Source organism: Rickettsia endosymbiont of Hedychridium roseum (genome assembly GCF_964028255.1).
Taxonomy (GTDB): domain Bacteria; phylum Pseudomonadota; class Alphaproteobacteria; order Rickettsiales; family Rickettsiaceae; genus Rickettsia; species Rickettsia asembonensis.
The window spans coordinates 1,341,943-1,354,662 of record NZ_OZ034753.1; the positions used below are offsets into that span (position 1 = coordinate 1,341,943).

Consider the following 12,720-nt stretch of genomic DNA (forward strand, 5'->3'; position numbering starts at 1 on the left):
TTATGCTCCTTGTGCTAAAATTTCTTTTTGTTGTAATTCATCATATTCTTTTAGCATGTAACCGCGTCCCCATACAGTGTCGATATAATCTCTACCGCCAGCAGCATCACTTAACTTTTTACGAAGTTTACAAATAAATACATCAATAATTTTCATTTCTGGTTCGTCAACACTACTATATAAGTGATTTAAGAACATTTCTTTAGTTAAGATAGTTCCTCTTCGGAGTATTAATAGCTCTAAAATAGCATATTCTTTGTTCGTCAAATGTACTTTTTTACTGTCAACTTCTACAGTTCTAGTATCTAGGTTTACACTCACCTTATCAAACCTAAATACTGATGCTGCATGACCTTTAGAACTTCTAACTATAGCTTTAATTCTAGCAATTAATTCCTCTCTTACAAATGGCTTGGTTAAATAATCATCGGCTCCAGAAGAGAAACCGGTAATCTTTTGATCCGTATCCGTTAAGCTAGATAAAATTAAGATTGGGGTTTTTATTTTTGCAGCACGCAATCTTAATAATATCTCAAAACCATTAATATCCGGTAACATAAGGTCTAAAATCACTAGATCATAACCACCGACTTTACCAAGCCTTAAACCTTCCACAGCAACTGAAGCTTTATCGCAAACTATACCTTCTGAAGCTAAAGTTAGCTCAATTAAGTTAGCCATTTCCGGCTCGTCTTCAATTAACAAAACTCTCATTATTTTTCTCCATAAAATTCAATTTTTATATTGTGCTATAATTTAATTACAGTTAATTATTGTTAACTAAATTATAATTTTTTATCTGGTGCTTTATACATTCATTAATTACATAAGTAACGAATATTTAATCAAATTGATAAAATTTTTACTATTAAGCTCTATCTGTGATTTAAAAACCATGGCGTTTAAAACGAAATTTATTAAATAATTAAATGATTTTCTTAGTTTTGATGCTCTGACATTTTCTTATGATATAAGGCACCAAAATCTATAGGATCAATCATTAAAGGCTGGAATCCTGCATCTTGAGTACAGCTAGCTATAATTTTTCTAGCAAATGGAAATATCATTGCCGGACAATGAACAGATAATAAAATCGGATGTTGTTCAGAATCAATATTAATTAAATTAAATACTCCGGCATATTTTAATTCTATCTGAAATAATTTATATTTTTCATTTCTTGCAGTTGCTTCGATATTTAACTCTACTTCATAGAAATTTTCTTCCGATAAATTAGTAATATTTATATCTAGAGATAAATCAATTTGAGGGCGTTGATCTAAAGCCGCAAGAGAAGACGGGGCAGAAGGGTTCTCAAGAGATAAATCTTTTATATATTGTGCATTAACGGAAATATGCGGCATTGCCTCATTAGTATCGGTGTTTATTGTACTCATAAAAATCCTTATTAAAAATTTAATATAATTTTTTAGAGCCTATTCACGATTTTATTTTGATTGATAATTAAACAGGTTTTTAAGCGAAAATTAATAAGATTTTTGTAGGAATAATATTCTTATTTCAAAAAAATCTTATAATTTGCGGCTAAAAAGATTTTAATTAGCTTTAAAATTAAGATCGTGAACAGGTTCTTACATAAAAAAGTTATGTTAACGGTAAAGTTACGCCTACTTGTTTCATATATTTTCCTTGGCGATCGGCATATGAAGTATCACAAATTTGATCACTTTTTAAAAATAAAAACTGACAAGCTCCTTCATTTGCATATATTTTAGCAGGTAATGGAGTAGTATTAGAAAACTCTAAAGTTACATGTCCTTCCCACTCCGGTTCTAACGGAGTCACATTTACTATTATACCGCATCTTGCATAAGTGGACTTGCCGACACAAATAACTAATACATCACGCGGTATTTTAAAATATTCTATAGTTCTGCCAAGGGCAAAACTATTAGGTGGAATAATACACACATCTACTTCTCTATCAACTAAATTATATTCACTGAAATTTTTTGGATCAACCGTAGTAGAATTTATATTGGTGAATATTTTAAATTCATTAGATACTCTAGCATCATAGCCGTAAGAAGATAAGCCGTAAGAAATAATCTTTTCTTTATTATGAACTCTTACCTGCTTTTCCGCAAAGGGTCTTATCATACTTTGATTTATAACAGCTTCTTTTATCCACTTATCTGACATTATAGCCATAATCAAAACTTAATTTAATTAATAAACTAATGATTATAACTCATAATTATTTACAATACAAAATTTTTCTTTAAAACTATAAGTCTGAGGCTGCTTGAATAATGATAGTGATAATAATACAACATTGTATACTTTAAATTAAATTATTACAAATTAAAATAGTTTTTTATTGTCAATTCTGAAAAGTATTATTATATTTATATTCTAGCGTAGTTGATTTATATTTATTAATACTATGTATAGTAAATTTTATTATTTAAGTTTATAGGGGCTTTATTAAAGTGAAAAAATTATTATTAGCTGCAAGTATTATTTGCCTTGCATCGGCTGGTCTTGCCGAAGAAAATCCAACACCTGTTATTTCTAATTCTGATACTGAAATAAAATTAGAAGGATTTTATTTATTTGAAAGCGGTTATATTAAACAGGATCATTTAATTTTATTTGATAAAAATGTAACTGATAACAGGAAAAAGCTAGGGTTTTACACGGAAGCAGCGTTTGCGGCAACTATTTCTAAAACTATCAATGATGTAATAGCAGGTGCTAAAATAGTGCTTCAGCCTACTACAAGAGCAAAAACCTCTGCAAGTTATAACGGATCACATATCTTTATTGAAACTAGTTACGGTAAAGTAGAATTAGGCTCTCCTGTCGATGCAAGTGCTAAATTGCGTGTTACCGGCTCTCAAGTAACCGCAGGTACCGGAGGATGGTATAGATATGCTCTACTTGACGGTCAATATATGAGGTATAACGGTTTAAAACCGGATTTCGATACTAGTGCTAGCTTTTATCTTGAATCATACTCGAACTCTTTTGATCAAATCAATGAAAAAACTGAAAAAGCTAGAAGACTCAACTTTTTCACACCTAAAATGAAAGGCTTCCAGGCCGGTATCTCTTATACTCCCGATACTGCTAATACGGGCGGTAACAAAGATATAAATAATTTAACGCTTGAAAGCTCAGGAAGAAACGGAGTTAGTGTTTCTAGAACCGGAATAAAGACGGTTTCCTTAGGAAACGGCGAAACTATAACTATAAATCAGAATATTAGAGATGCTTTTTCTGCCGGCTTAACTTATGAACATGAAATTAGCGAAGATGCAGACTTAAAATTATCCGTTACCGGAGAGTATGGTAAACCTGCTCGTCGTCTTGTTCATGCTAAAATGGAAGGAACTAAGGTAATAGAAGTATTGAATACCTATAAGCTTTCTAATTTAAAAGCATATAATCTTGGAGCCGTATTTACTTATGGTAATTTCTCTTGTGGAGCTTCTTACGGTAATTTAGGTAAAAGCTTAACCGCTAAGGAATATTATAAAGTCGGTCGTGATACCTATTATTACAATGGAGCAGTTGCTTATGGACAAGGACCTATAAAAACAAGTCTTGAATATCTTAAAACTTCAAGATATAAAAACACCGTCGATGCTGTAAGCTTAGCTACTGAATATAAGATCATGCCTGGTTTATTACCATATGCTGAAATTTCTCATTTCCAAGCTAAAGGTAAACCTGTATATTACCCTGAAGCACCTAGTAAAACAACACGAGGTACTGTTGGTCTTATAGGTACAAAACTTAAGTTTTAATTACCCACAAATTAAGTTCCACCACTATTATAATCAAGGCTTAGAGCAATTTTATGCCTTGATTATTTCATTTTCTTAATTGAATTATCAATAAATTTTATAGTTCCATTTTCCATTGTTGTAATAATCTTGTCTTCTCTTCTGCTAATCTTTAAACCCATTCTATTAGCTTACAGCTCTCTAATTCTTGTCAAATTATGTGTATCATTTACTTAAAAATGCTGCAGCCAAGATAAATTTAAAGTTGGTCTACACAGCATAAATTACATAAGTATCGGCGAATCCTAAAAAATTCGTACTATACTGCCTTTTGATTAAATAAAATTATATATTTTACTTTTTTTATTTTTAGATATTGACTTTCTTTAATTACCATATATTGTGATGCAACCATAATATATGGTAATCATGTGATATATGATTTTTATTATTTTAAAACAGGAGTAACACTATGAATCATGCTCAATTTACAAGCTCAGGATATTCCTTTGTAAATGGATTAAAAGCAGTTACAAGATATGCAACCGCTTCTAAATTATTATTTAAAGATGCATATAATTTTGTTTCTAGTTCCAACTTAAAAAAAATATTTACAATATTACATGCTTTAAATATTCAGAAAGTCTATACAAAAGACGGAGATTTTGAGGCAGCATTAAAGTTTTTTAATATGAAACAGGATAATTCTCTCAAGATAAAGATAGAATGTAACTCAGAACATCGAAAAATCCGCATCAGAGGACAATGAAAATTTTTTCTCTCCTATATTAAACGTATTTAAAAACATGATGGAAACAAGTAATATTATAGATAAATATATTACTGCAATCCCTCATTTAATGAGTATAGGTTTTACCTTAAAAAAAATTTCAAGCCCCAACCACGTTATAAGCAAATTTGATGCAATAAAGGTTCCAGCACTTATGGCGGCTGCTACCGCTATCGGAAAACCTTTAATAGATACAATTAGAGAGGATTGTTCTACTATAATTCAATTTTTTAAAGATAGTAATAAGTTCTTAACCGGGGTTTATAATCTTTTCGATAATAATAATGAGGATTTTACATATTATCAATTAGAGGAAGGTCATCAGGATAATCAGGTTGATATTATAGGAGTAGGAGATAATAACATCTATTAATTTAAATAGGCAAGATGAATTTAAAAACTTTTAATAATAGAACGATACAAGCGAATTTATAGATAATTCGCTTGTATCAAACCATATAAAATGAGTCAGTCATATAATTTGTGTAAGTTAAAAAAAAAGCAGATAAAGAATTACTGTAAGAAATAACGACTTAACCAAAGGAAAATATGGCTAAAAAATTAGAACAAGAGACAGCAAAAACAAATATAAATAATGAACTAGTAGAAGAGCTATTATCGCAAGCTAATCCTTCTTAGCTATTTGGTAAAGATGGACTGTTTCAGCAACTAAAGAAGCGTCTAGTAGAAAGAATATTGGAAAGTGAACTAAATCATGAATTAGGATATTCTAGGCATAGCAAAGTAGCGAAGATAGATAGCAATCGTAGGAATGGTACAACAGAAAAAACAATAATAGACGAGAGCGGTCAAAAAATAGTAATTGATGTACCACGTGATAGAGATAGTGAGTTTGAACCGCAACTAATCCCTAAAGGAGTTAGAAGATTTTCCGGATTTGATGATACGGTTATTTCCCTCTACGCTCGAGGTATGACTATGAGCGAGATACAATCACATTTAGAAGAAATCTACCATACAGAAGTTTCCAAGGAACTTATCTCTACCATTACCGATGGAGTAATGGAAGATGTAATAAGATGGCAGAACAGAGCTTTAGATAGGATATATCCGATTGTTTATTTAGACTGTATAATGGTAAAAGCAAGAGATAATAATATGGTTATAAATAAAGCTGTTTACCTTGCTATTGCAGTTAATACAGAAGGTAAGAAAGAGTTGCTTGGTATTTGGATTAGCAAAAATGAAGGTGCAAAATTTTGGATGCAAGTTGTAACCGAGCTAAAAAATCGAGGTATAGAACAAATTTATGTAGCATGTATTGATGGGCTTAAAGGCTTTAGAGATGCTATAAACAGTATCTTTCCAAATACTATAGTACAACTTTGTATCGTGCATATGGTTCGTAATTCTGTAAAATATGTTTCTTATAAAGATCTTAAAGAAGTAACGGCTGACTTAAAACAAATCTATACAGCAAATAATGAGAGCATGGCAAATTTAGCATTAGAAGAGTTTGCTAAAAAATGGGATAGCAAATATCCGGTTATTTCTGATATATGGAAACGTAATTGAACTGGAATAGTGCCTTTTTTTGCCTTTCCAGAAGAAATTAGAAGGGTCATCTATACTACTAATACGATTGAATCGGTAAATCGTCAAATCCGTAAAATTATCAAAAATAAGGGAGTTTTTCCAGATGATAAATCTATTACAAAAATCGTCTTTCTGGCTCTAAAAAATGCTGCAAAAAAATGGACCATGCCCATTAGAGAATGGTCCCTTGCTTTAAATCAATTTGAGATACTTTGCGGAGATTTTAAATATGAATTATTAGAAAATGAATTTTAGATACTTACACAAAATTTATGATTGACTCTATAAAATATGCTGTTTTTTGTATACACTCAATCTTTATTATAATTATGATGAAAATCTATTATTTTTAGGGAAGCCCATAGGCGGTAATTTACCGGTACTACCTCTTTTTCCTAAAAATGCAATGATGTTTTTCTCAAGTTTTACTTTTCCATTGTTATTCCAGCTTAAACCATCTTCTTTATTGAATATCTTAATATCAAGTAACTTTGCATTCTTAAATTTTTGCAGCGTTACGCCTTGCCCCTTTTTCATTTCCGGTATCTCATCTATATTAAATACCAGTAATTTACGGCTTTCACCGATGCAAGCAATACTATCCCCGTTTACAGGTAAACACGCTATACATGTGTGACCATCAGGCATGTTCATAATTTGCTTTCCTGTTTTTGTTTGAGCCATTACTTCGTTTGAATTAACTAAAAACCCCTTACCTACACTACTTGCGAGTAATAAAAGCTGATCAGGTTTATGGACTAAAATATTAGTAATATCGTTATTGCCTATATCCACAAGCAGCTTTATAGATTCTCCTGTTCCTTTACCTTTAGAAATATTATCGGCAAGCAAAGTAAAAAACCTACCCTCCGAACTTACTATTAGTATCTTATCGGTCGTGTAAGCCTCTATAATAAACTTCTCTGCATCACCTTCTTTATATTTAATAGTCGATAAATCGGTGTTATGACCTTTTAATGAACGCACCCATCCCATTTTTGAGCAAATAATAGTAATCGGTTCTTTAGTAATAAACGCCGTTATATCAACTACCTGATTCATAAGCGTTACTTCTTCAAAGCTTGTACGTCTAGCTCCTATTACTGTATTTAATCCAAATTTCGTTTGTACTGCTTTTATTTCCTTTTTTACTACTTTCCATAATTCTTTTGGATTATTTAAAATCTCTTCTAATATAGCTTGCTGCTTCTGCAAGTTACTATGCTCATTAATGATTTCCTGCTCTTCAAGTTTACGAAGTGAGCGAAGACGAGTATTTAATATTGCTTCTACTTGTATTTCGGTTAGTTTAAACCGCTTCATCATTATAGCTTTCGGCTCATCCTCTTCACGAATAATTTTAATTATCTCATCAAGATTTAGATAAGCTATTCTAAGACCTTCTAGAATTTCTAAACGATGCTTGATTTTGTTTAAAAGATAAGTTGACCTGCGAGTAACAATATTTTGTCTATGAGCTAAAAACTCTTGTAAAACCTCTAAAATATTCATTACTCTCGGCACGTTATTACTGCCGATCACATTCATATTTAGCTGAATACGGCTTTCTAAATTCGTTAGCTTGAATAGAGATTCCATAACTATTTGTGGATCACATCCCCGATCTCTCGGCTCTATAACCAATCTTATAATGTCGGTTGATTCATCTCTAATATTGCTAACAAGCGGGATTTTTTTATCCTTTAGTAATATCGCTATTTGTTCTATAAGTTTTGATTTTTGAACTTGATAAGGTATCTCGATTACGACTATCTGATATGTACCGTAACTTAGCTCCTCTTTCTCCCATCTGCTTCTCACTCTAAAACTACCGCGTCCGGTAGTATATGCAGCATTTATAAGTTCGGCTTTATCAATAATTATGCCGCCGGTCGGGAAATCAGGACCTTTGATAAAGTTCATTATATCGTTAATTTCAGCTTTCGGGTGGTCGATTAAATGCATTAGAGCATCACATAACTCATGTAAATTATGCGGCGGTATATTGGTTGCCATACCGACTGCTATACCTTCCGAACCGTTAGCTAGTAAGTTCGGAAAACTTGCCGGCATTATTATCGGTTCTAAATCTGAATCGTCGTAAGTAGGGCGAAAATCTACCGTATCTTTATCAATGTCTACCATTAATAAAGTACATATTTCCGTCATGCGTGATTCGGTATAACGCATAGCTGCTGCATTATCACCGTCGATAGAGCCGAAATTACCCTGCCCGTCAATTAAAGGATAACGAAGCGAAAAATGCTGAGCAAGACGTACCAAGGTATCATACACTGCCACATCACCGTGCGGGTGGTATTTACCTATTACGTCACCGACCACTCTTGCACATTTTTTATAACCAGAATTCGGCTCAAGTCTTAGCTGTAGCATTGCGTATAACAACCTACGATGTACAGGCTTAAGTCCATCGCGTACGTCAGGAAGCGAACGTGACATAATCGTTGACAACGCATAAGCAAGATAACGCTCCGATAACGCATTACCAAAGTCAATATTTTCTATTTTAGCTTCTTTCATAAGTTATTTAATTTTTATTTATCGTCATTACAAGCAGTTGTTGTTGCATGGATCGTTTGTTATTCCCGCGTAGCATTGTTGCGTGGACCAGTAAAACCCACTGTGTCACCCCGTGGCTTGACCACGGGGTCCATAAAAACAATAAAAAATACTAATAATTTTAGTATTTTTAACTGGATACCGTGGACAAGCCACGGTATGACACTAAAGTATCACTTCAACACACAACTTTGCTTATTATAAGCTAGTTTCTTACAAACTGCTTTAGCTTGACTAAGACTACCATAATCACCGGCTAAGATTAAATAGAAAAACTTGCCATCGTCATATTTAACTTTTTTGGTTGTAATAACAACATTTTTAAGAATTTTTGGGAATTTCTTTTTTATTCTTTCCCCTTCTTGCATTGCTTCTGCTTCAGATTTTACCGAACCAAGCTGTATTTTATAACTCTCATTATTTTTACAATTTTTAGCATTACTAACCTTATCCTTACTTCCTTTTTCAAGCTTTATTATATTTAAATCCGTTTCATTTTTGGCGTTATTATTTGGCTCTATTAATGCGATCAGGTTAGATATTTCATCAAAAGATTCATTGCTTTGACTTTGGTTACGAGAATCTATATTCATAGGTTTCTCAGGGTCAGGAAGCAATTTTACGGTTTTAATATTTGTATCTTTAGCAATAAGATTTTCATATATACTACTATGTACTGCTGCTATTTGGTTATTTTCTATTATAGACGGTTTTATTTTTGTAGGCAGCTCATCAGGATAAATAGTAATTACCGGCTTGCTATTCTGGTAATATTGATAACCAAAATAAATAGCGGATATACATATTAAGCACACTAGAAATATTTTAATAAAAATATTATTGATCATATTGTATGTCATTCCCGCGGAGGCAGGAATCCAGAAAAAATAATCTTAATATTGGTAAAAAATTACATATTTGACAAAATAAACATATAAAAAACAAGTTTTTTATATATTTTGCTGGATTCCCGCCTCCGCGGGAATGACATCAATCTACGCAACAACATCTAAGAAAAGAACTACATACTTTTCATAGGCTCTACACCTATCACTTCAAGGCCGCTAGCTATAACTTTCTGTATGGCACTTGCAAGAGCAAGACGAGCAGTAGTTAATTCTTTATTGCTCTCAATTACAAATCTATAATCGCTATTTTCTTTACCAAAATTCCACATAGAATGAAATTTTGAAGCTAAGTTTATTAAATAAAATGCAATGCGGTGCGGTTCAAAATATTTTGCAGATGTTTCTAATGTTTTTGTCCAGCTAGCCAAAAGTTTTATGATCTCAATTTCTTCTTCTGACGATAACAGCGATAAATCATACTTGCCTTCTTCAAAGTCATTATAAGATTCAGGCATTAGTTCCATAGCTTTCGATAAAATCGATATTGTTCTTACATGAGCATATTGTACGTAGAAGATAGGATTTTCTCTTGATTGTTCTTTCACTTTTACTAAATCAAAATCAAGCGGCTTATCATTTTGCCTTGTTAACATCATAAATCTTATGATGTTTTTCCCTACCTCATGGTTTACATCTTGTACACTAGCGAAGCTCCCAAGACGTTTTGACATTTTAACCGGCACACCGTTTTCAACAAAATTGACCAATTGACAGATTTTAACGTCTACTTTAACCTGCTCTTTGCCTAGAGCCTTAACTATTGCCTCAATTCTTTTAACATACCCGCTATGATCAGCACCAAGTACATAAATTAGGTGGCTCGCTCCCCTATCTATTTTATCCTTAGCATATGCAAGATCGGAAGCAAAATAAGACCAACTTCCATCAGCTTTTTCTATAGGACGATCCTGACTATCACCATAGTCAGTAGATTTAAACAATTTTTGAACTCTGTTATCCCATTCATCGTGAACTTTACCTTTAGGAGCAGGGAGTGTTCCTTCATAAATCAGCCCCATACCGGTAAGTAATTTCACCGTTTCCTCTATTTCGCCTTTATCATGCAATGACTGTTCAGAAAAAAATATATCATGTTTAATACCGAGATCCGCTAAATCTTTTTTATTTAAATCAAGCATCTTTTCTACGGCAAAATTTTTGACTATTTTGAATCTTTCATTCTCGTTCATAGTTAATAATTTATTACCGTATTCTTTCGCCAAAATTTGCCCAAGCGGAATCAAATACTCGCCCGGATATAAACCGGTAGGGATAGTAATTTTCTCGCCCAGAGCTTCTCTATAACGTAATAATACCGTACTAACTAAATCATTTATTTGCGAACCTGCATCATTAACATAATATTCTTTTGTAACGGAATAACCTACTTTTTGCAAAATTCTAGCTAGCACATCACCATATACCGCACCCCTAGCATGCCCTATATGCATTGGACCGGTGGGATTTGCCGAAACATACTCGATGTTAATATTTCTGCTTTTATCTATATCAATTTCAAAAAACTTTTCTTCGTGCTGTAGAATATCTTTAATTGCTATCTGCCAAGTTTCGGCTTTTATAGTAAAGTTAATAAAGCCGGGTCCTGCTATTTCTATACTTGCAATATAAGGTAATGTTATAAGAATTTCTTTAAACTTTAAAGCCACTTCCCGAGGAGAAATATTTTCTTTAGCAGCAATAATCATTGCAATATTACTTGATAAATCGCCGTTAAAACTATCTTTCGGAGTTTCAATAGTAGCATTATTTGCTATTTCTTGATTATTATATAATTGCCTACTTGCCACAATTATATCTTGTTTTAATTGATTAAATATATTCATAATTAAGTTTTTAGATATTATTAAAATTCAGCGAACAAAGCTGATTATATTCTCGAATGGCAAAACGGTCGGTCATACCTGCTATATAATCAGCAATAACTCTAGCTTTACTATATGTTTCATTAGAATCTATTAGCATTTTCCAATTAACCGGTAATAAATTAATATCATCCATATAAACCTTAAACAGACCTTGAACAATTTTAGTACATTTAAGGCTGATGGCCGTAATTTTATTACTTTTATAAACTCGCTCATGCAGAAACTTTTTAGTTTCCTTAATACGGTCATTAGTTTTTTCGGTAAAATCCACTATCTGATAATTTAAGTTACGTATTTCGTCTATATTAGTAATTTTTTCTTTATTTAAATTTTCTTTTGTTTGCCATAATAAATCGGTAATCAATTCATGTATTAGCTTACGTACTACCTCATAAATCAGACAAGAGGAGCTAATATTCTTAAATTTTGTTTTAATCTCAAAAACATGTTGGTCAATATATTTAAGTTCAGCAAGACTATTAAAATTAATAATTTTAGCACCGATACTATCTTCTAAATCATGCGAAATATAGCTAATATCATCGGCAAGTGTTGCTATTTGAGCCTCTGCCGACGCATAAGTACTAAGCTCTAAATCATTTTGTTTATTATACTCCGCTATATATTCATTTATTTCACCAGTTATAGGACCATTATGTTTTACGATTCCTTCTAAAACTTCCCATGTTAAATTTACTCCGTTATAAGCCGCATATCTCTTATCAAGTAGTGTTAATATTTTCAAAGATTGAGCATTATGGGAAAAGCCGTTATACTCTTTCATACATTCATTTAAAGCTCTCTCTCCCGCATGACCGAAAGGCGTATGCCCAAGATCGTGAGCAAGTGCTATTGTCTCAGCTAAATCACTTGATAAATTTAAAGTATTAGCAACCGAACGTGCGACAGTCGAAACCTCTAGGGAATGAGTTAGCCTATTTCTGTAATGGTCTCCCTCATGATTAATAAAAACCTGAGTTTTATATTGCAAACGCCTAAATGCATTGGTATGAATAATGCGATCACGATCACGTTCAAACTCATTTCTATAAGAGGTAGGGATTTCTTTATATAATCTTCCCCTACTTTTAAGAGGATCAGAAGCGTATGAAGCAAGCATCGTTATCCTTTATTTTGAAAGGCGTTATTATGAGTCTCTTATGTCATTCCCGCATAGGCGGGAATGACATAGAACCTCTGTACCAAAGCTACACCACAACGCCATCTTGAAAAAATATTCATTATAC

General features: G+C 32.4%; 11 protein-coding genes and 1 pseudogene. 5 read left to right on the top strand and 7 right to left on the bottom strand.

From position 1 onward, the window contains the following. From ctrA to dcd, 3 genes are all read right to left on the bottom strand, one after another. Complete coding sequence (gene ctrA / locus AC5587_RS07790) at nt 1-714, bottom strand: response regulator transcription factor CtrA (protein WP_499162366.1); 714 nt, start codon at nt 712-714, stop codon at nt 1-3. Nucleotides 715-938: 224 nt separating this feature from the next. Next, entirely contained in the window at nt 939-1,397 is a 459-nt protein-coding gene (gene secB / locus AC5587_RS07795; RefSeq protein ID WP_041078145.1) for a protein-export chaperone SecB, read from the bottom strand. A gap of 208 nt (nt 1,398-1,605) precedes the next feature. Beyond that, nucleotides 1,606-2,172, bottom strand: coding sequence for a dCTP deaminase (gene dcd, locus AC5587_RS07800; RefSeq protein ID WP_010420471.1), 567 nt, complete (start codon nt 2,170-2,172; stop codon nt 1,606-1,608). Nucleotides 2,173-2,453: 281 nt separating this feature from the next. Between dcd and AC5587_RS07805 the strand changes: the two genes are divergently transcribed. The 4 genes and pseudogenes from AC5587_RS07805 to AC5587_RS07820 all read left to right on the top strand — a co-directional run bounded on the left by AC5587_RS07805 (nt 2,454) and on the right by AC5587_RS07820 (nt 6,354). Continuing rightward, entirely contained in the window at nt 2,454-3,773 is a 1,320-nt protein-coding gene (locus AC5587_RS07805) for a porin (protein WP_499162367.1), read from the top strand. A 451-nt stretch (nt 3,774-4,224) separates the two neighbouring features. After that, on the top strand, nt 4,225-4,521 hold the full coding sequence (locus tag AC5587_RS07810; protein ID WP_499163045.1) for a hypothetical protein: 297 nt from the start codon (nt 4,225-4,227) through the stop codon (nt 4,519-4,521). Between the two features lie 37 nt (nt 4,522-4,558). Further along, complete coding sequence (locus AC5587_RS07815) at nt 4,559-4,915, top strand: hypothetical protein (protein WP_499162368.1); 357 nt, start codon at nt 4,559-4,561, stop codon at nt 4,913-4,915. 176 nt (nt 4,916-5,091) lie between these two features. Continuing rightward, nucleotides 5,092-6,354 (top strand): annotated as a pseudogene (locus AC5587_RS07820) (IS256 family transposase). Nucleotides 6,355-6,426: 72 nt separating this feature from the next. Here AC5587_RS07820 and parC read toward each other — a convergent pair. Beyond that, nucleotides 6,427-8,640: a DNA topoisomerase IV subunit A gene (gene parC / locus AC5587_RS07825; RefSeq protein WP_499162369.1), complete on the bottom strand. Its 2,214-nt coding sequence runs from the start codon at nt 8,638-8,640 to the stop codon at nt 6,427-6,429. 75 nt (nt 8,641-8,715) lie between these two features. Between parC and AC5587_RS07830 the strand changes: the two genes are divergently transcribed. Continuing rightward, nucleotides 8,716-8,883 carry a proline/betaine transporter gene (locus AC5587_RS07830; RefSeq protein ID WP_499162370.1) on the top strand — a complete coding sequence of 56 codons (168 nt, stop codon included), beginning with the start codon at nt 8,716-8,718 and terminating at the stop codon, nt 8,881-8,883. Here AC5587_RS07830 and AC5587_RS07835 read toward each other — a convergent pair. From AC5587_RS07835 to AC5587_RS07845, 3 genes are all read right to left on the bottom strand, one after another. Then, the gene (locus tag AC5587_RS07835) at nt 8,853-9,527 is read right to left on the bottom strand and encodes an SPOR domain-containing protein (protein WP_499163024.1); all 675 of its coding nucleotides are present in this window, start codon (nt 9,525-9,527) and stop codon (nt 8,853-8,855) included. The two genes, AC5587_RS07830 and AC5587_RS07835, sit on opposite strands and share 31 nt — an antisense overlap. Nucleotides 9,528-9,700: 173 nt before the next feature. Continuing rightward, entirely contained in the window at nt 9,701-11,431 is a 1,731-nt protein-coding gene (gene argS, locus AC5587_RS07840; protein ID WP_499162371.1) for an arginine--tRNA ligase, read from the bottom strand. Nucleotides 11,432-11,441: 10 nt separating this feature from the next. Continuing rightward, nucleotides 11,442-12,593 (bottom strand): deoxyguanosinetriphosphate triphosphohydrolase, encoded by a 1,152-nt coding sequence (locus tag AC5587_RS07845; RefSeq protein WP_499162372.1) that lies wholly within the window; start codon nt 12,591-12,593, stop codon nt 11,442-11,444. Nucleotides 12,594-12,720: the final 127 nt, after the last annotated feature.